Here is a 20,111-nt window from a genome sequence, read left to right as displayed (position 1 = left end):
CGTGCAATGCGCTACCTCGAGTCGGGCCAGGTTTTGCGCACTGAATGTGCATGAACAGACTCAGCGATTTAAACAACAGTGCGGTGTTGCGGTTTGGTCCGTATGTGTTTCACACGCGCCAACGGTTGATCCTGCACGGTGATCGGCCGCTGCGCATGGGCGGGCGGGCCCTGGATATCCTCCAGGTACTGGTCGAACACGCAGGCGACGTGGTCAGCAAGGAGGCGTTGATTGCCCAGGTCTGGCCGACTTCGGTGGTCGAGGAAATCAACCTGCGCGTGCACATCGCCGCCCTGCGTCGGGCCCTCAACGATGGCCAGGACGGCTGTTGCTACATCGTCAATGTCCCCCAGCGCGGTTATTGCTTTGTCGCCCCGGTGCAACGCGAGCCGGACGGGCTGCCGGTTTCGATCGAGACCGTTGAGCAACCCCGACACAACCTGCCGGTACGGATCACGCCGGTAATCGGTCGGGATTCGCTGGTGGGCAGCGTGGTCCGGCAGTTGCCGGTGTGCCGTTTCATGACACTGGTCGGCCCCGCCGGCATTGGCAAGACCACGGTGGCTTTGCGCGTGGCCGAACTGTTGTTGCAGCACTATGACGATGGCGTCTGGTTGGTGGATCTGGCGGCACTCGATGATCCGGCGCGGCTCGTCGATTATCTGGGCCAGATGCTTGAACTGGACGTGGCTGGGAAGGCGCTGGCGCAACGGCATGCGTTGCTGGTGCTCGACAATTGCGAGCACTGGCTCGAATGCTGCCGAAAGCATGTGGAGAGCCTGTTGGCTGCGGCGCCACGGTTATCGATCCTGGTCACCAGCCGCGAGCCGCTGCGGGCTGCGCGGGAGACGGTGCAGTGTCTGCCGGCCCTGGCGGTGCCGCCGATGTCGGCGTTGCACAGTGTCGGCGAGACCCTGAGCTATTCGGCGGTGCAGTTGTTTGTCAGCCGTGCCCGTAGCCGCCAACAGGGCTTTACTCTGCGTGAGCAGGACCTCCCGGCCGTGCGGGAAATCTGTCGGCGCCTCGACGGTCTGCCGCTGGCCATCGAGCTGGCGGCGGCGCAGATCGATGCGCTGGCACTGGTTGGGCTGCGTGCGCAACTGGATAACTGTTTTCAATTGCTGACCCAGGGCCGGCGCACCGCCGTCGCGCGGCATCAGACACTCAAGGCTGCATTGGACTGGAGCTATCAGCGCCTGAGCCCGCTGGAACAGACCGTCCTGCAAGGGCTGGCGGTGTTCAAGATAGCCTTTACATTGGACGCAGCCATCGGCGTCATCAGCTGTGCGGTGCTGCGGCCCGCCAGCCTCGTTGAAGTGATAGACCGGCTGGTGCATAAATCGCTGTTGTCCGCTGAACAAAGCAATGGCATCACCCGTTATCGGTTCCTCAACACCACCCGCACTTACGTGCTGGAAAAACTGGAACTGAGCGGGCTGCAGCGCGTGTTTGAAGTGCGTTATGCCGGCTACATCAGCCGGGCACGCTGGGTTTCAGGCAAGCCGGTGTTGTTGCAACTCGTCAAGCAAGCGACGGACTTTGCTTAGGTCCGGGGTGGCAAAGCCTTCGGTAAACGCGTTGTAGAGGGGCGCCAGCAAATCATGGGCTTGTTGCTGGCGTCCTTGACGCTGCCAAAGCTCGGCCAGTGATGTCGCCGTACGCAGTTCCCACGCCCGTGCCCCCTGGGTTCTGGCAATTTCCAGGGCTTGGAGCAGCACCGTCTCGGCAGCACTCTGGCTGTTTTGCGCAAGCAGGGCATTCGCTCTGGCCCGCAGGATTTCCGCGGTGCTCCAACCGGCAGCGCCGTTTTCGGCGCGTGCCAGCAAGGCGTCATCGACGAAACCGCTATCCAGGGTGACCATGATTTCATGGATCAGCCCGTTGCCGGCTGTCGCGGTCGGATGTGCGCCCTCGGCATCGAGCACCTGCGCATACTGCCGGGCCCAGTTATAGAACAGCAGCACCGAGTGCTTTTGTGCCTGTTCGAGCAGCAGGCGCAACAGCTCGCGGGCCGTTTGGCGGTCACCGTTGTAGTGCGCGATCAGACACCCGGACAGCGCCAGCGTGTAGCAGATGGACGTGCCGTGGTCGATCTGGACGGCAATGTCCAACGCCTGCCGGGCAGTCTTCCAAGCCTTTTCGGGAAGGCCCTGTAACCAGAGGATCCGCGCCAGAATGGTCAGGGACGCGACGCTCTGGTCGTACTGGATGCCAAAGCCATGGGTGAAGCGATTGAGGTGGCCGCTCTGGGCCATGCACTGGAGGACCTGTTCGGCGCGCTGGCGTGCCTGGTGCTGGTCACCGGCAAAGTGCAGGGCCAGCACCTGCAAACGCTGGGTACTCAGGGAAACGGCGGCGTTGCCTTGCACGCCCAGGCGATCGAATTGCAGGCTCTGTTCCAGGGCCGTTTGATAGTTGCCGCAACTGAGGTTGACCGCCATGTGCCCGGACACGGCCCGGAGCTGGCCGGCCAGGTCGTTGTTGCTTTCGGCCAGGGTTCGGGCGCTTACAAAGGCTTCGACGGTTTCGGCGGTGCCCCCTTGGGTGTGGTAGCAGGCACTGCCGAGGGCGAGGTTGAGGGCCGTTTTCAGGCGGGGGCAGGGCGCGGGCGTCAATTGGAGCAGGGCCAGGGCCTTGCGCACGTAGACACCGTGCTCCTTGAGCAGCGACAGTTCCTGCCAGAGGGGCGTCGACACCGAAGCTAGCTGGATCGCCACGGTCTGTGGCCCTTGCGCGTTAAAACCCCAATCCAGGGCCGCGCGGATGTCTTCCAGGTGGCGCGCGTAGCGCTCGATCCAGACCTCGGTCTGGACCTGCTCCCAGTCGTTGCCGGCCTGGTGCATCAAGGCCAGGCAGCTCTCGGCGTGGCGTTGCAGCGTGCCCTGCAAATCATTTGCCTGGTCGAGTTTTTCCAGGGCATAGCTGCGGGTGGTGTCGAGCAGACGGTAGAACACCTGCTCGTCACCGACCTCCACGTTCAGCAGTGACTTGGCCACCAGTTGCGTAATCGCGCCCAGTACCGCGTGGGGTTCGAGCTGCTCTCCGACAATCACCGTCGCCGCGGCCTCCAGCGTGAAACTGCCCCTGAATACACTCAGTCGGCGCAGGCTGATCTGTTCACAGGGCGTCAGCAGCTCGAAGCTGCAGTCGAGTGTCGCGCGCAGGGTCTGATGCCGGCCCAGGGTCGTCTGGCAGCCCTGTGCGTACAAGCGAAAACTGCCTTGCAGTTGCTTCAACAGTTCGCTCAGGCCGAGGCTGTTCACGTGTGCGGCGGCCAGTTCGATCGCCAAAGGAATACCGTCCAGGCGGCGGCAGATCTCGATCGCCAGAGGCAGTTCGTCATCGCTCAGTTCGAAACTGTCATGGCTGGCCATTGCCCGTTCGACGAACAGTTGCACCGCCGAAAAGCCCAGGGCCTGGGAGCGCTCCAGCGCGGCGATGGGCGGCGGGCAGTCGAGTGTTTCCAGGCGCTGCACGAATTCGCCTTCGGCCCGCAGGCTCTCGCGGCTGGTGGCCAGAATGTGCACATCGGGCGCCCCGCGAAGGAGGCTTTCGCTGAGTAGCGCAATCGCGTCGATCAGATGCTCGCAGTTATCGAGGACCAGCAGCATGTGCCGTTCATGCAGGAAGGTCGTCAGAGCGCTCAGCGGCTCGGCGTCGTGCAACGACAGCTCCAGCAGGGTCGCCAGGTGGTTGGCGATCATCGCGGGATCGCTGATCGAGGCCAGGTCCAACAGGCGAATGCCGTCCCGGTAGTGACCGATCAGCTGTTCCGCGACGCGCAGCGCCACGCTGGTCTTGCCGATACCCCCAGGGCCGACAAGGGTGATGAAACGCTGGCGTGGCAATTGCGTTACCAGACTGTCAACCAGGGCCTGGCGACCCACCAGGCGCGTATGACGAATCGGCAAGTTATGCCCGCGCTGCCCCTGGCCGCTGCTCGGCGGGCGTTGTTCGGCAGGCGCCAGCGAATACGGCGCGACGAAGCTGTAACCCCGCTGGGCCACGGTGACGATATAGCGCTGGCCGGCTTGACCGTCGCCAAGGGCTTTGCGCAGCGCCGCGATATGCACACGCACATTGATGTCTTCGACAACGCTGTTGGGCCAGACCCGTGCGATCAACTGCTGCTTGCTGACCAGATCCCCGGCGTGCTCCAGCAGGATCAACAGAATGTCCATGGCGCGCCGGCTCAGGCGCAGGGGCTGGTCGGCCTCCAGCACCAGGCGTTGTCCGGGGTAGACCCGGTAAGGGCCGAAATGCACAGCCTGTTCGGGGGAAAGGGTCAACGGGTCACTCCTGCCTGCATGCGTCTATCACGGGGTATCCGAGCATGTTCCTGAGTTTTTTCCGGCAGCGCAACGCGGCGGTACCGGGTATACGTTGCCGGCAACGTTTGTGGTGCCGTTCACCCGTGCCGTATTGACTGGGGCTGCGCTGACAAAAGGCTGAGTCGCGGCTTTTGGCGCACCCCTGAGAATTAACAACGTTTAACTCGTCCTGCGTCTGGTTTACACCCAAAAATCCAAGGCTTCCAGTCCATCAACCGAAGGCACTGGTTTTTGTGCTCGTGCAGCAAAAGGGATGGACACTTCAGGAGAAGGCTGGAATGAGCGACGTGGTGGTGGTCTATCACAGCGGTTATGGCCATACGCGGGTTATCGCCGAAGCGGTGGCTCAGGGGGTGGAGCGGCACTCGGGCAGTACGTGCCGGTTGATCCCGGTCGAGGAGGTGGACGAGCAGTGGGACTGCCTGCACCGCGCCGACGCGATCATCTTCGGCGCCCCGACTTACATGGGCAGCGCGTCGGCGTCCTTCAAGGCCTTCATGGAGGCCACCGCGTCGTTCTACCTGGCGCAACCCTGGCGCGACAAGCTGGCAGCCGGGTTCACCAATTCCGGTTGCCTGTGTGGCGACAAGCTCAACACCTTGCTGCAGATGGCCGTATTCGCCGCCCAGCACTCGATGATCTGGGTCGGCCTCGACCTGTTGCCGGCGCGCTCCAGCGTTGGCCGGTTCGATGGGCAATTGAATCGTCTGGGCAGCTCGCTGGGGGTCATGGCTCAATCAAATGTCGAGCAGTCCCCGGACCATGCGCCACCTGCCGAAGATCGCTGCACCGCCGCTCACCTGGGGGAGCGGGTGGCGCGCCTGGCCGAACGCATGCACCCTGCGTCGGGTTGATGCATCGCGTCCCATCCCTCACAAGGCTCAGCTCAGCAGTGAGCGGCTTGCGCTGCTGAAGAGGCAGGCAGGGCCCGTACGGCCTGGCAGCGCCAGGCGAACGGCGTGATGCCTTCGCTGCGGGTGAACATGTGGCAGAAGTGCGCCTGATCGCAGAAGCCACACTCCAGGCTGATTTGCGTCAAGGTCAGGTCGGTGTCCTGGATCAGTTGTTTGGCGCGCAGGATGCGCTGGCAACGAATCCAGTCCTGGGGCGACAAGCCGGTGCTGGACTTGAAGGCGCGAGAGAAATGACTGCGAGACAGGGCGCAGGCCCGAGCGAGTTCGGTGACTTCCAGCGTTTCACTCAACCTTTCGAGGATCAATTTCTTGACCAGGCTTTCCCGCCAGGGAGAAAGGCCTCCGGTGGCCGGGGTGCGCGTTTGAGTGGTTGATACACGGACGGCGTTGTACTGAGCGTGGGCCATGGCAAATATCCGTATCGATGGGAGCGCGCTGGCGCACTGCGCGATGGCTCAGCAGCTTCCCGCGTTAGAAAACAGTCCTGCACAGAGGGCTTCATTTTTGGGCGCGGGTCGGTGGTTGGCGAGTTAAACGTTGTTAATTCCCTTCCTGTGCAACAGCATCCATTGAGCACATTGCTGCAATTTCTTGCGCCGAAAACGCGTGCATAATTGCGCGTATTTCGCCGGAGCCTATCGAACGCGGGTTTTACCGGCGGGCGGCAAGAGCGCCGATGCTCGAGTGAAGTTCGACTGAGGCGTACCTGGCTCAACACACAATGGGACTGTGCCTATGAACCGTAATGATCTGCGCCGCCTGGACATGAACCTGTTGGTGATTTTCGAGGCCCTGATGTTCGAAAAGAACCTGACCCGTGTGGCTGAGAAGCTGTTCATGGGGCAGCCTGCGGTGAGTGCTGCGCTGGGGCGCCTGCGCGATTTGTTCGACGACCCGCTCCTGTTGCGCAATGGTCGCGGGATGGAGCCGACGGCGCGAGCGTTGGCGATTCTTAAAGAGCTGCAACCGGCGATGGACATCATCTCGGGTGCCGTCAGCCGGGCCAAGGAGTTTGACCCGGCGACCAGCTGCGATGTGTTTCGCATAGGCCTTTCGGACGATGCCGAATTTGGTCTGTTCCCGCCGTTGCTGCGCCAGTTGCAGCAGGAGGCGCCGGGCATTGTCGTGGTGGTGCGTCGGGCCAATTATCTGTTGATGCCGGCCTTGCTCGCCTCGGGGGAGATCTCCGTGGGGGTCAGCTACACCACCGACTTGCCGGCCAACGCCAAGCGCAAGCGGTTGCGTGATATTGCCTGCAAAGTGTTGCGTGGGGATGACCGGCCTGGTGAGCTGACGCTCGATGAGTACTGCCAGCGCCCCCACGCGATGGTGTCGTTCTCGGGCGACCTGAGCGGCAACATCGACCTTGACCTTGCCAAGGTCGGGCGTGCCCGGCGCGTGGTGCTGGGGGTTCCGCAGTTCAGTGGCTTGCGGGCGATGCTCGCCGGTACTGAAATGATCGCCACCGTGCCCGACTACGCGGCGTGCGCCTTGGTCGAAGGTTGCGCCCTGCGAGCCGAAGACCCACCGTTTCCCATCGATGCGGCGCAACTGTCGATGGCCTGGAGTGGCGTTCACGACAACGATCCGGCAGAGCGCTGGTTACGTTCGCGGATCAGTCAGTTCATGTCGCAACCCCTGGACATCGCGACCCCCTAGATCCGGCTGAAAGCGGGGTCAGCGTTTTTGCAACCAGCCCAGGAAACCGCCTTTCCTGACCGGCACGGGCTTAGCCATCAACGCCAGCCGACTGTTCTGTTGCCGTACCGCCTGCAACTTGTTCAACGCCTGGCCGACCTCGCTGCGCTGCGCCATGCACTGGCGGGTCAGCTGCTTGTCGAGACGGTAGATGATCGAGGAGGTCAGCGCGGTGAATGTCGCCTGGGACGGTGTATCGGCAAGGATGCTCTGTTCGCCCATGACCTCGCTCGGCCCCATGCGACCGGCCTCGGCCAGGCCATTGCTGTCGGACACGCTGACACTGACGATACCGGTGGCAATCACAAACAGGCTGTCCGGCACTTCGTCCAGATCCAGCACCACCTGGCCGGCGCTGTATTGTTGCGGCACCATTGATTCGGCGAGGCGGTCACGCTCCTCATGGCTGAGCGAGCGGAAAACCTTCACCTCATCGAGCAACGCACGGGCGCGGCTCGAGGGTTCGATCACACCGTCCGGATGCCTCGAGATACCTGCCGCCTCAAGATGCCGATGGGCGAGGTCGAACAACTGGTTGCGCACATCGCCTTTCCTGGCCAGTTCGGCGATGAAACCGCTGGCCACGTATTCGGACATTTCCTCTCCCGCCTCCTTGAGCAACGCTTTCGGCGCCGGGTTGAGCAACAGGCTGCTGCTGCCTTGCAGCGTCCGGTCGAGGGCATCGAGCACCCGGCGCGGCCGTACGTGATTCGGCACCTTGATGCTGATCGACACGCCGTGCAGGTTGGTGGGGCGGCTGAGGTTGACGATCTTGGCCTTGGCCGCCACCGAGTTAGGCACCACCGCCAGCGTGCCGGCGCTGGTCAGCAGATGGGTGGCACGCCAGTCGATATCGAGCACCTTGCCTTCGACGCCGTCGATCATCACGAAATCGTCTACCTGATAGGGCTTGGTGGTGTTGAGCACGATGCCGGAGAACACGTCGCTCAGCGTACTTTGCAGCGCCAGGCCGACCACAATGGCGACCACCCCGGAGGTGGCGAGCAAGCCTTTGACCGGCAGCTCCAGCACATACCCGGCGGCGGCGACAATGGCCGCCAGGAACACCAACGCGCCGATCACGTCCTGCAACAACCGACCGCTGTGCCCGATGCGCCGCATCAGAATCAGGCCGACCACTTCGGTCAGCACCCGTGCGGCGTACAGCCACCAGAGTATTCCCAACGCCGTAGCGCCCAGTTGCGCAACCCGGTCATCGGCAAACAACGGCGCCTGCAACGGGCTGACGCCGGCATTGATGACCAGCGCGCTGAACGCCACGAACAACAGCAGGCGCACGCCGATGCGCGAGGCGCGGTGCGTGAACGGGGCGAGATGCCAGAGCAACGCGTCGAGCACCAGCAGCAGGGCGCTCCAGGACAACGGGTGGGTGAGGAAAAGGCTCATGGATTGCACTCCGGCGGGTACAAAAAACTCGCCACACCCTGAGGTGTGGCGAGAGGTCGGACTCAGTTCAGATGCGTCTTGAGTTCGGCTGCGGCTTGACGTACCGCCGCTTTGACTTCCGGAATCTGGCTCAGCGGATTGAGCAGGCCGAAGTCATGAATCATCCCGTTGTAGCGCACCGCAGTCACCGGTACACCGGCCGCGTCGAGGTGGCGGGCGTAGCTTTCGCCTTCGTCACGCAGCACGTCGAACTCGGCGGTTTGCACCAGCGCGGCAGGCAGGCCCTTGAGCTGTTCGGTGCTGGCATTCAGGGGGGATGCGTGGATCTGTGCGCGTTCGGCCGGGTTGGTGGTGTAGTTGTCCCAGAACCACTGCATCATGCCTTTGGTCAGGAAGTGGCCTTCGGCAAACTGCTGGTACGAGGCGGTTTCGAACCCGGCGTTGGTCACCGGCCACATCAGCAGCTGGAAGCGCAGGGCCGGGGTGTGCTGTTCCTTGGCTTTCAACGCCACCACCGCTGCCATGTTGCCGCCGACACTGTTGCCGGCCACCGCCAGACGCTTGCCGTCGACGCCGATGTCCTTGCCGTGCTCGGCCACCCATTGAGTGGCGGCGTAGGCCTGGTTGATCGCGGTCGGGTAATGAGCTTCCGGCGACGGGGTGTAGTCGACGTACACGGCAACTGAGCCCGAGCCCACCACCAGATCACGAATCAAGCGTTGGTGGGTCGGGAAGTCGCCCAGCACCCAACCGCCACCGTGGAAGAACATGAACACTGGCAACTCGCCCTTGACCTTGGCCGGACGCACCACTTTCAGGTTGATCACCTGACCGTCAACCTGGATCGCCTTGTCGCTGACCTCAACCCCCGACAGATCGACCTTCACCGACGCCTGGGCACCGGTCAGCACGCTGCGGGCATCTTTCGGGCTCAGTTGCTCCAGCGGTTTGCCACCGCCGGCGGCAAGGGCGTCGAGGAACGCCTGGGTGTTGTGTTCGACGCCAGGGCTGCCGGCGGCGAAAGCATTGCCGATGGACAGGGCGAGCAGGGAAGCGGTGAGGGTTTTCTTGAGGCTCATGATTAATTCCTTTTTCAAACGTTCGAGTTTTTATGCCGTGGGATCGGGCTGCTGTGACGCTGGGTTCAGGTCTCAGCAACACCGTGAGCACAGATTAATGAGGCGCTCGAAAGTGAAAAAGCGGCTGGAAGCCGTTTAACTGTCAATCAGAATGTGACAATTAGCTTGTTCGAAAGCGGCTTTAAAGGCCGCGCCCGCTGCGTTTTTGATCGTGATCTTGATCTTGCTTTTGATCTTAAGCGCCCCGTCAAACCACGCTGGCCGAACGCAGGCTTGAATCCGTGGGTAACCCGGCAGGACGCCGGGTTAGCCGTCCTGGGCCAGGGATGGCCCATGACGGCGGCCCACGGATTCAAGCCTGTGTTCGGGCACACCGAGCCTGAGCGAGGTGCCGAGTGGTGGGGCAAGAGCCCTTTTGCTTACTTTGGGGCTGGGCCGGCATTCCGGCTCTTTTCCAAAAGTGAGCCGCTGTAAGAGCGGAACCTTAAGCCGCCGTTACCACTTCAATGGATATGTACTCGGACCACTCCAACATCCCGGTCGGCCCATAGGCCGCCACGGGAGCAAGCTCCCTCGCCACAAGTGCCAACCTGGCACCAGAGTTTTAGATAGGGAAAGAGGCGAGCAACGAGCCTACAACGGCGTCAACACATTCATCACGGTATCCAGCGCCACACGGGTGTCATCCAGCTGCACCAGCGAAGCATGCCGGGCACCGAGCGCGTCTCGGTTCTGGATCGCTGTGAGGATCGCCTTGTGCCGGGGCAGGCTGAGGCCCTGGATATCCGGACGTCGGTTGGTGATATTGATCGACTCGCGCAACGGCAGCGACAGCATGTTGCACATGTAGGCGAGCAAATCGTTGCGCGTGGCGTCGGCGATGGCCCGGTGAAAATCCAGGTCGGCCTGCAGCAATTGTTCGTGAGTCTGCGCGGTCTCCATGCCACGGTAGGCCTCCTCGATCGTGGCGATGTCCTCGACGGTGGCGGTGGTCGCGGCCATCGCGGCGATTTCCGGTTCGAGAATGCGCCGCACACCCGCCAGTGTGTTGAAAAACTCACTATGGGGCGTGGACTGCATCAGCCAGGACAACACGTCCGGGTCGAGCAAGTGCCATTTCACACGCGGCCGCACCACCGCGCCGACCCGTGGCTTGGAATACACCAGGCCCTTGGCGCTGAGTACTCGCGTGGCCTCCCGCAACACCGAGCGGCTGACCTTGTATTCCTCGCAGAGCGTGGCTTCCAGGGGCAGTTTTTCTTCGGGCTTGAAGCGGCCGGAAACGATGTGCATGCCCAAGTCCTGAACGATCTGGGCATGCATGCTCTTGCGCGGTTTGGGCGGCTGGTGATCCATAACGACAGGGATGCTCTGACTTAGATTCGCGGCATCATAGCATCCCAATTAGTGGGAATGACGTGGGACTTCAGCGCCACGGCAACCCACCAGGAAGTCAAAGTCGCAGCCTTGGTCGGCCTGCAACACATGGTCGATATACAACTGGCGGTAGCCACCGACGATCAGCTTCTGCGCGGGCTTGAGGTCGGCCATGCGGGCTGCCAGCTCTGCGTCGGGGATGTCCAGGTGCAAGCGGCCGTTGGCGCAGTCGAGTTCGATCCAGTCACCTTCCTGCACCGCAGCCAACGGGCCGCCGGCTGCGGCTTCCGGTGCGACGTGCAAGACCACCGTGCCGTAGGCGGTGCCGCTCATGCGTGCGTCGGAGATGCGCACCATATCGGTGACACCCTGGGCCAGCAGCTTGGCCGGCAGGCCCATGTTGCCGACTTCCGCCATGCCTGGGTAACCCTTGGGGCCGCAGTTTTTCATGACCAGGATTGAGTTGGCATCCACGTCCAGCTCCGGGTCGTTGATGCGTGCCTTGTACATGTCGAAGTCCTCGAACACCACCGCGCGGCCTCGGTGTTGCATCAGCTCGGGGCTGGCGGCCGAAGGCTTGAGGACTGCGCCCAATGGCGCCAGGTTGCCACGCAAGACGCAGATACCGCCGTCGGCGCGGATCGGATTGTCGAGCGTGCGGATGACCTCGTCCTGGCCGTAGATCGGCGAGTCCTGGGTGTTCTCGCCGAGGGTTTTACCGTTCACGGTCAGGGCATTCGGATGCGGGATCAAGTTGGCTTCACCCAGACGGCGCAGCACGGCGGGCAGGCCGCCGGCGTAATAGAACTCCTCCATCAGAAAACGCCCCGACGGCTGCAGGTCGACGATGGTCGGCATGCCACGGCCGATGCGGGTCCAGTCGTCGAGGTCGAGTTCCACGCCAATACGCCCGGCGATGGCTTTCAAGTGGATCACGGCGTTGGTCGAACCGCCGATGGCCGCGTTCACACGAATTGCGTTTTCAAAGGCTTCCTTGGTGAGGATCTTCGACAGTTTCAAATCTTCGCGCACCATCTCCACGGCGCGCATGCCGGACATATGCGCCAGCACGTAACGCCGCGCATCCACGGCCGGTATCGCCGCGTTGTGGGGCAGCGACGTGCCTAGCGCCTCGGCCATGCACGCCATGGTCGACGCGGTACCCATGGTGTTGCAGGTGCCCGCCGAACGCGACATGCCGCCCTCGGCCGCGAGGAAATCATCCAGGCTGATGGTACCGGCCTTGACCTGTTCGCTGAGCTGCCAGACCACGGTGCCCGAGCCGATGTCCTGGCCCTTGTGCTTGCCGTTGAGCATCGGCCCACCCGTGACCACGATGGCCGGTACGTCGCAACTGGCCGCTCCCATCAGCAGGGCCGGGGTGGTCTTGTCGCAGCCGGTCAGCAGCACCACGCCGTCGATGGGGTTGCCGCGAATGGCTTCCTCCACATCCATGCTCGCCAGGTTGCGGGTGAGCATGGCGGTCGGGCGCAGGTTCGACTCGCCGTTGGAGAACACCGGGAATTCCACGGGGAAGCCGCCGGCCTCGATCACGCCGCGTTTGACGTGCTCGGCGATCTGGCGGAAGTGCGCGTTGCACGGGGTCAGCTCCGACCAGGTATTGCAGATGCCGATGATCGGTTTGCCATGGAACTGATGGTCGGCAATGCCCTGGTTCTTCATCCAGCTGCGGTACATGAAGCCGTTCTTGTCGGCAGTACCAAACCACTGGGCGGAGCGTAGGCCGGGCGTTTTATCAGACATGATCGATTCTCTTATTGTATGACTATATGTTCTATCTGCGGCTAAACATAAGCGTAAAAACCCTGCTTTGGAAGAGTTGTTTTGCAAATAGTCCTACTATATAGTTTGTCTCAACTGAGGTATGACCCTGGCGGATGTTCGCGAGAGGTGTCCCCCGAGCTTCTATAAAAACAACAATCGGAGATCGACCCATGAGCCAGGAACTGCGGCTTATTCGGCGCATCACGCTGAAATTGATTCCCTTCCTGATCCTGCTGTACCTGATCGCCTACGTGGACCGTTCCGCCGTGGGCTTCGCCAAATTGCACATGGGCGCCGATGTCGGCATCGGCGACGCCGCCTATGGCTTGGGCGCCGGGTTGTTCTTTATTGGCTACTTCCTGTTCGAGATCCCCAGCAACCTGATGCTCGACCGTTTCGGCGCACGCCGCTGGTTTGCGCGCATCATGGTTACGTGGGGCGCGATCACGATCGGCATGGCCTTCGTGCAAGGCCCGCACAGCTTCTATGTGATGCGCTTTTTGCTGGGCGCGGCGGAGGCGGGCTTCTTTCCGGGCGTGCTCTACTACATCACCCAGTGGTTTCCGGTGCGCCATCGCGGCAAGATCCTTGGGTTGTTCATCCTGTCCCAACCCATCGCGATGATGATCACCGGGCCGGTCTCCGGTGGCCTGCTGGGCATGGATGGCCTGCTCGGCCTGCACGGCTGGCAGTGGCTGTTTATCGTGATCGGCACGCCGGCGCTGCTGCTGACCTGGCCGGTGCTGCGCTACCTGCCGGATGGTCCCCGGCAGGTCACCTGGATGAGCGACGACGAGAAAGCCTGGTTGACCGGTGAACTCACCAAAGACTTGCAAGCCTACGGCCAGACCCGTCACGGCAACCCACTGCACGCCTTGAAAGACAAGCGCGTGTTGCTGCTGGCGCTGTTCTACCTGCCGGTCACCCTGAGCATCTACGGCCTGGGCCTGTGGCTGCCGACCCTGATCAAACAGTTCGGTGGCACTGACCTGGTTACCGGTTTCATCTCGGCCGTGCCCTATGTGTTCGGCATCATCGGCCTGCTGATCATCCCGCGCAGTTCCGACCGCTTGAACGACCGTTACGGCCATCTCGCGGTGCTTTATGTGTTGGGAGCCATTGGCCTGTTCTGCAGTGCCTGGCTGAGTCTGCCGGTGCTGCAAATGGCGGCGCTGTGCCTGGCGGCGTTCGCGCTGTTTTCCTGCACGGCGGTGTTCTGGACCTTGCCGGGGCGGTTCTTTGCCGGCGCCAGTGCGGCAGCGGGCATTGCCTTGATCAACTCGGTGGGCAACCTCGGTGGCTATATCGGCCCGTTCGTGATCGGTGCGCTCAAGGAGTACACCGGCAACCTGGCCTCGGGCTTGTACTTCCTGTCTGGCGTAATGGTGTTCGGGTTGTTGCTGACCGGCGTGGTCTACCGCCTGCTGGAACTCAAGCATGTACTGCCCGCCGACCAATTCGCCGCCAGCGCCCGTGGCGCCACCCGTACTTAATGGAGGAGAAGCTTCATGCGTTTAGTTCAGTTCGAGTTGCACAACGGTGAGCGCCGCGTCGGCGTAGTGGACGGCCATCAACTGCGCGAAGTGCGGACGGCCCACAGCGTGCGAGAACTGGCGCTGGCCGCCATCGAGGCGGGCGTCAAGTTGCAGCAGCAGGTGGAGAACCTCGGCCTGGGCGCCAGCCACGACTACGCGGCCTTGCTGGCCGGGCAGCAGATCCTGCCCCCGCTGGACCATCCGGACCCGGCCCATATGCTTATCAGCGGCACCGGCCTGACCCACCTGGGCAGCGCCGCCGCACGCGACAAAATGCACCAGGCCGGTGACGACAGCGCACTGACCGACACCATGCGCATTTTCAAGTGGGGCGTGGAGGGCGGTAAACCCGCCGCCGGCCAGGCCGGTGTGCAGCCGGAGTGGTTCTACAAGGGCGATGGCAGCATCGTCGTGCGTCCGGGCCAGGCTTTCGCGGTGCCGCCGTTTGCCGAAGACGCCGGTGAAGAACCGGAAATCGGCGGCCTCTATGTGATCGGCCCGGACAGCCTGCCGTATCGCCTGGGCTTCGCGGTGGGCAACGAGTTCTCCGACCACGTGATGGAGCGCAAGAACTACCTGTACCTGGCCCATTCCAAACTGCGCAGTTGCAGCTATGGCCCGGAGTTGCGCGTTGGTGAGTTGCCCCAGCACCTGGCCGGCACCAGCCGCATCCTGCGCAATGGCGAGGTGATCTGGCAGAACGAGTTCCTCAGCGGCGAGGCCAATATGTGCCACAGCCTGGAAAACCTCGAGTACCACCACTTCAAATACCGTCAGTTCCTCAAGCCTGGCGATGTGCACATCCATTTCTTCGGCACCGCCACGCTGTCATTTGCCGACGGTATACGTACCCAACCGGGCGATGTCTTCGAGATCAGCCAGGCCGAGTTCGGCGCACCGCTGGTCAACAGCGTCGGCAGCGTTGACGCGGCATTCGAACCCGGCCAAGTAGTGCCCCTTTAAGGAGATCGACATGACCCAGTTCCTCGGCCACAACTACATCGGCGGCCAACGCAGCGGCAACGGCAGCGTCAAGCTGCAAAGCATCGACGCCACCACCGGCGAAGCCTTGCCGCAGGATTTCTACCAGGCCACCGCGCAGGAAGTCGACGCCGCCGCCCAGGCCGCAGCGCAAGCTTATCCAGCCTACCGTGCCTTGAGTGCCGCACGTCGTGCACAGTTCCTGGACGCCATTGCCGATGAGCTGGACGCGCTGAGCGACAACTTCGTTGAGCTGGTGTGCCGCGAAACCGCATTGCCCGCCGCCCGTATCAAGGGTGAGCGCGCACGTACCAGCGGCCAGATGCGTCTGTTCGCCAGCGTGCTGCGCCGTGGTGATTTCTACGGTGCGCGCATCGACAAGGCCTTGCCGGATCGTCAACCATTGCCACGTCCGGACCTGCGCCAATACCGCATCGGCCTCGGTCCGGTCGCGGTGTTCGGTGCAAGCAACTTTCCGCTGGCGTTTTCCACGGCCGGCGGTGACACCGCCGCCGCGCTGGCGGCCGGTTGCCCGGTGGTCTTCAAGGCGCACAGCGGGCACATGGCCACGGCTGAACAGGTGGCCAACGCAATTATTCGCGCGGCCGAGGCCACCGAAATGCCGGCGGGCGTGTTCAATATGATCTTTGGCGGTGGCGTCGGTGAGGCGCTGGTCAAGCACCCGGCGATCCAGGCGGTGGGGTTTACCGGTTCGCTCAAAGGCGGGCGTGCCCTGTGCGATATGGCGGCGGCACGCCCGCAGCCGATCCCGGTGTTCGCCGAAATGTCGAGCATCAACCCGGTGATCGTGTTGCCCGAGGCCCTGCAAGCGCGTGCCGACACCATCGCCCGCGACCTGACCGCCTCGGTGGTGCAAGGCTGCGGCCAGTTCTGCACCAACCCTGGCCTGGTGATCGGCATCGCGTCGCCGGCGTTCACCGCGTTCACCCGGCAGGTGGCGCAGTTGATCGGTGAGCAACCGGCGCAGACCATGCTCAACGCCGGCACGCTTGGCAGCTACGGCAAAGGCTTGCAAAAGCTGCTGGCGCATCCGGGTATTCAACACCTGGCGGGGAATGCCAAAACCGGCAACCAGGCGCAGCCGCAGTTGTTCAAGGCCGATGCCCGCCTGCTGATCGACGGCGATGAAGTTTTGCAGGAAGAAGTGTTCGGCCCCACCACGGTGTTTGTCGAAGTGGCCGATCCGGCGCAACTCGACGCCGCCTTGCACGGCCTGCAGGGTCAGCTCACGGCGACGATCATTGGCGAGCCGGCCGACCTGCAACAGTTCGCTGCGCTCACGCCGCTGCTGGAGCAGAAGGTCGGGCGCATCCTGCTCAACGGCTACCCGACCGGCGTGGAAGTGTGCGATTCGATGGTGCATGGCGGCCCGTACCCGGCGACCTCCGATGCGCGTGGCACCTCGGTCGGCACCCTGGCCATCGACCGTTTCCTGCGCCCGGTGTGCTTCCAGAATTACCCTGATAGCCTGCTGCCCGACGCGTTGAAAAACGCCAACCCATTGCGTATCCAGCGCCTGGTGAATGGCACGCCATCGCGCGATTCGCTGTAAGGCACCCGGAGGTTCCATGTCGTGTCATGCGGTCACTGCACACCGTGCACAATTGGGCGAAGGCCCGTTCTGGGACGTGCCGACCCAGGCGTTGTATTGGGTCAATATTGCCGGCAAACAGGCACTGCGCCTGATGAACGGGCAGTTGCAGATCTGGCAGTTGCCCGAGCATGTCTCGGCGTTTATCCCGTGTGCCCGTGGCGACGCACTGGTGACGTTGAGCAGTGGCGTGTATCGCCTGGACCTGAGCACCGAAGCCTTGACGCTGCTCTGTGTGGCCGACACTCAGCCGGGCAACCGTGGCAATGAAGCGCGCTGCGATGCCCAGGGCCGCCTGTGGCTGGGCACCATGCAGAACAATATCGGCGAACACGGTGAAGACCTGCCGATTACCCGGCGTTCCGGCGGGCTGTTCCGTATCGACGCCGATGCACAGGTCACGCCGTTGCTGCGGGGCCTGGGCATTCCCAACACGTTGCTGTGGAACGAGGAGGGCACCCAGGTGCATTTTGGCGACAGCCTGGACGGTACGCTTTACCAGTATTCGATCCAGCCCGACGGCCAGTTGGCAGCGCCACAGGTCTGGTTCGGTCCGCACAGCCGCGGCGGCCCGGACGGCTCGGCGATGGACGCCGAAGGCTACCTCTGGAACGCACGCTGGGACGGCAGTTGCCTGCTGCGCCTGACACCCACGGGGGAGGTGGACCGCATCATCGAGTTACCCGTCAGCCGGCCCACCAGTTGTGTCTTCGGTGGGCCGAACCTGACCACCCTGTATATCACCAGTGCCGCCAGCCCCTTGGATCATCCCTTGGATGGTGCGCTGCTGGCCATCGAGGTCGACGTGCCAGGCACACCCTGTCACCGCTTTGCCGGTTAAACAACCAGACTTGAAAACAACAATAAGGAGTCACCCGTATGAATCTTCGTCGTGGTATCCGTTCCCTGTGCTGCACCGCGGTGGCGGTCTCGGCCCTGAGCCTGAGTGGCCTGCTGCTGGCCGCTGAAGAAGTGAAGATTGGTTTTCTGGTCAAGCAGGCCGAAGAACCGTGGTTCCAGACCGAATGGGCGTTTGCCGAAAAAGCCGGCAAGGAGCATGGGTTCACGGTGATCAAGATCGCCGTGCCGGACGGCGAGAAAACCCTCTCGGCCATCGACAGCCTGGCCGCCAACGGCGCCAAGGGCTTTGTGATCTGCCCGCCGGATGTTTCCCTCGGCCCGGCGATTGTCGCCAAGGCCAAGGCCAACGGCTTGAAAGTGATTGCGGTGGATGATCGCTTTGTCGATGCCAAGGGCAATTTCATGGAGGACGTGCCGTACCTGGGCATGGCGGCCTTCGAAGTGGGCCAGAAGCAGGGCGCCGCGATGGCTGCCGAAGCGAAAAAACGTGGCTGGGACTGGAAAGACACCTATGCGGTGATCAATACCTTCAACGAGCTCGACACCGGTAAAAAACGTACCGATGGTTCGATCAAATCCCTGGAAGAAGCCGGCATTCCCAAGGACCACATCCTCACTGCCGCGCTCAAGACGCTCGACGTTCCCGGCAGCATGGACGCCACCAACTCGGCCCTGGTCAAGTTGCCCAGCGGCGCGAAGAACCTGATCATCGGGGGCATGAACGACAACACCGTGCTCGGCGGCGTGCGCGCCACCGAAAGCGCAGGGTTTGCCGCCGCCAACGTGATCGGTATCGGCATCAACGGCACCGACGCCATCGGCGAATTGAAGAAGGCCAACAGCGGCTTCTTCGGCTCCATGTTGCCCAGCCCGCATATCGAGGGCTACAACACTGCGCTGATGATGTACGAGTGGGTCACCAAAGGTACCGAGCCGCCTAAGTACACCGCCATGGACGAAGTGACGCTGATCACCCGTGCGAACTTCAAGGACGAACTGACCAAGATCGGACTGTGGAAATGATGGCTGCGGCCCTGCGGTTTGACGGTATCGGCAAGACCTTTCCCGGGGTCAAGGCGCTGGACGGCATCTGCTTCACCGCCCACCCGGGGCAGGTGCACGCCTTGATGGGCGAGAATGGCGCGGGCAAGTCGACGCTGTTGAAGATCCTGGGCGGCGCCTATATTCCGAGCAGCGGCACGGTGCAGATCGGCGAGCAGACCATGGCCTTCAAATGCGCCGCCGACAGCATTGCCAGCGGTGTCGCGGTGATCCACCAGGAGTTGCACCTGGTGCCGGAAATGAGCGTGGCCGAGAACCTGTTCCTGGGGCACTTGCCGACGCGCTTTGGCGTGGTCAATCGAAGCCAACTGCGCAAGCAGGCGCTGGCGTGCCTCAAGGGCCTGGCCGATGAAATCGACCCGGACGAAAAGCTAGGACGCCTGTCGCTCGGCCAGCGCCAACTGGTGGAAATCGCCAAGGCACTGTCCCGTGGCGCCCATGTGATTGCCTTTGACGAGCCGACCAGCAGCCTGTCGGCGCGGGAGATCGACCGCTTGATGGCGATCATTGCGCGCTTGCGCGATGAGGGCAAAGTGGTGCTGTACGTGTCCCATCGCATGGAAGAGGTGTTCCGTATTTGCGATGCGGTGACCGTGTTCAAGGACGGCCGCTTCGTGCGCACCTTCGACGACATGCGCGCTCTGACCCACGACCAGTTGGTGACCTGCATGGTCGGTCGCGATATCCAGGATATCTACGACTACCGTGCGCGCGAACAGGGCGCGGTGGCGCTCAAGGTCGACGGCCTGCTTGGCCCGGGCTTGCGCGAGCCGATCAGTTTTGAGGTGCGCAAAGGCGAGATTCTTGGGTTGTTCGGGCTGGTCGGGGCCGGGCGCACCGAGCTGTTGCGGCTGCTCAGCGGCCTGGAACGTGCCAGCGCCGGCACGCTGGAACTCTGTGGTGAGCCATTGCCGTTGCGCTCGCCTCGCGACGCGATTGCCGCCGGGGTGTTGCTGTGCCCGGAGGATCGCAAGAAGGAAGGCATCATCCCGCTGTCCAGCGTGGCCGAGAACATCAATATCAGTGCCCGTGGTGCGCATTCGAGGTTTGGCTGGTTACTGCGCGAGGGTTGGGAAAAAGGCAACGCCGACCAGCAGATCAAGGCGATGAAGGTCAAGACGCCGAATGCGGCGCAGAAAATCCTGTACCTCTCCGGCGGCAACCAGCAGAAGGCGATCCTGGGTCGCTGGCTGTCGATGCCGATGAAAGTGCTGCTGCTGGATGAGCCCACGCGCGGTATCGATATCGGCGCCAAGGCCGAGATTTACCAGATCATCCATAACCTTGCGGCCCAGGGCATCGCGGTGATTGTGGTGTCCAGCGACTTGATGGAAGTCATGGGCATCTCCGATCGCATCCTGGTGCTGTGCGAAGGCGCCATGCGCGGCGAACAAATCCGCGAACACGCGACTGAATCCAACCTGCTGCAGCTGGCCCTGCCGCGCGGCCTGGCGAACTGAGAGAACACC

15 protein-coding genes are annotated in these 20,111 nt (G+C 62.7%); 9 read left to right on the top strand and 6 right to left on the bottom strand.

Annotation, left to right across the window (positions count from 1 at the left end; translation table 11 throughout):
* The first annotated feature begins 50 nt into the window (after nt 1-50).
* Entirely contained in the window at nt 51-1,547 is a 1,497-nt protein-coding gene (locus MJP36_RS20025) for an ATP-binding protein (protein ID WP_244383860.1), read from the top strand.
* On the opposite strand, the gene MJP36_RS20020 is transcribed toward MJP36_RS20025, so the two are convergent.
* The gene (locus MJP36_RS20020) at nt 1,494-4,289 is read right to left on the bottom strand and encodes an ATP-binding protein (protein ID WP_244383859.1); all 2,796 of its coding nucleotides are present in this window, start codon (nt 4,287-4,289) and stop codon (nt 1,494-1,496) included. The two genes, MJP36_RS20025 and MJP36_RS20020, sit on opposite strands and share 54 nt — an antisense overlap.
* A gap of 320 nt (nt 4,290-4,609) precedes the next feature.
* On the opposite strand from MJP36_RS20020, the gene MJP36_RS20015 reads away from it, so the two are divergent.
* Nucleotides 4,610-5,185 (top strand): flavodoxin family protein, encoded by a 576-nt coding sequence (locus MJP36_RS20015; protein ID WP_060756392.1) that lies wholly within the window; start codon nt 4,610-4,612, stop codon nt 5,183-5,185.
* Between the two features lie 32 nt (nt 5,186-5,217).
* Here the strand turns inward: MJP36_RS20015 and MJP36_RS20010 are convergent, their stop codons facing one another.
* A complete protein-coding gene (locus MJP36_RS20010; RefSeq protein WP_104993293.1) occupies nt 5,218-5,652 on the bottom strand; it encodes a helix-turn-helix domain-containing protein in 435 nt (144 codons plus the stop codon).
* Nucleotides 5,653-5,980: 328 nt separating this feature from the next.
* On the opposite strand from MJP36_RS20010, the gene MJP36_RS20005 reads away from it, so the two are divergent.
* Nucleotides 5,981-6,904, top strand: coding sequence for a LysR family transcriptional regulator (locus MJP36_RS20005; RefSeq protein ID WP_060756390.1), 924 nt, complete (start codon nt 5,981-5,983; stop codon nt 6,902-6,904).
* Between the two features lie 18 nt (nt 6,905-6,922).
* Here MJP36_RS20005 and MJP36_RS20000 read toward each other — a convergent pair whose 3' ends face one another.
* The 4 genes from MJP36_RS20000 to MJP36_RS19985 all read right to left on the bottom strand — a co-directional run bounded on the left by MJP36_RS20000 (nt 6,923) and on the right by MJP36_RS19985 (nt 12,570).
* Entirely contained in the window at nt 6,923-8,350 is a 1,428-nt protein-coding gene (locus tag MJP36_RS20000; protein ID WP_244383858.1) for a mechanosensitive ion channel family protein, read from the bottom strand.
* 62 nt (nt 8,351-8,412) lie between these two features.
* Entirely contained in the window at nt 8,413-9,429 is a 1,017-nt protein-coding gene (locus MJP36_RS19995) for an alpha/beta hydrolase (RefSeq protein WP_244383857.1), read from the bottom strand.
* A gap of 633 nt (nt 9,430-10,062) precedes the next feature.
* The gene (locus MJP36_RS19990; protein WP_060756387.1) at nt 10,063-10,785 is read right to left on the bottom strand and encodes a FadR/GntR family transcriptional regulator; all 723 of its coding nucleotides are present in this window, start codon (nt 10,783-10,785) and stop codon (nt 10,063-10,065) included.
* Between the two features lie 48 nt (nt 10,786-10,833).
* Nucleotides 10,834-12,570 carry an IlvD/Edd family dehydratase gene (locus MJP36_RS19985; RefSeq protein WP_244383856.1) on the bottom strand — a complete coding sequence of 579 codons (1,737 nt, stop codon included), beginning with the start codon at nt 12,568-12,570 and terminating at the stop codon, nt 10,834-10,836.
* A gap of 191 nt (nt 12,571-12,761) precedes the next feature.
* Here MJP36_RS19985 and MJP36_RS19980 point away from each other — a divergent pair, with 191 nt between their 5' ends.
* The 6 genes from MJP36_RS19980 to araG are packed head-to-tail and all read left to right on the top strand — an operon-like array spanning nt 12,762 to nt 20,102.
* Complete coding sequence (locus MJP36_RS19980; RefSeq protein WP_244383855.1) at nt 12,762-14,084, top strand: MFS transporter; 1,323 nt, start codon at nt 12,762-12,764, stop codon at nt 14,082-14,084.
* Nucleotides 14,085-14,099: 15 nt separating this feature from the next.
* Complete coding sequence (gene araD1, locus MJP36_RS19975) at nt 14,100-15,089, top strand: AraD1 family protein (protein WP_244383854.1); 990 nt, start codon at nt 14,100-14,102, stop codon at nt 15,087-15,089.
* Nucleotides 15,090-15,099: 10 nt separating this feature from the next.
* Nucleotides 15,100-16,680: an aldehyde dehydrogenase (NADP(+)) gene (locus MJP36_RS19970; RefSeq protein ID WP_244383853.1), complete on the top strand. Its 1,581-nt coding sequence runs from the start codon at nt 15,100-15,102 to the stop codon at nt 16,678-16,680.
* 16 nt (nt 16,681-16,696) lie between these two features.
* Complete coding sequence (locus tag MJP36_RS19965; protein ID WP_104993299.1) at nt 16,697-17,560, top strand: SMP-30/gluconolactonase/LRE family protein; 864 nt, start codon at nt 16,697-16,699, stop codon at nt 17,558-17,560.
* Nucleotides 17,561-17,598: 38 nt separating this feature from the next.
* Nucleotides 17,599-18,603: a substrate-binding domain-containing protein gene (locus MJP36_RS19960; RefSeq protein ID WP_060756381.1), complete on the top strand. Its 1,005-nt coding sequence runs from the start codon at nt 17,599-17,601 to the stop codon at nt 18,601-18,603.
* The gene (gene araG, locus MJP36_RS19955; protein WP_104993300.1) at nt 18,600-20,102 is read left to right on the top strand and encodes an L-arabinose ABC transporter ATP-binding protein AraG; all 1,503 of its coding nucleotides are present in this window, start codon (nt 18,600-18,602) and stop codon (nt 20,100-20,102) included. Before MJP36_RS19960 ends, araG begins: the two co-directional genes overlap by 4 nt.
* Nucleotides 20,103-20,111: the final 9 nt, after the last annotated feature.

Origin of the sequence: Pseudomonas palleroniana (assembly GCF_022836895.1) — a bacterium.
In the GTDB taxonomy this organism is placed as follows: domain Bacteria; phylum Pseudomonadota; class Gammaproteobacteria; order Pseudomonadales; family Pseudomonadaceae; genus Aquipseudomonas; species Aquipseudomonas palleroniana.
Note: the sequence above shows the minus strand (reverse complement) of the source record. Positions and strands in the feature narration are given on the sequence as shown.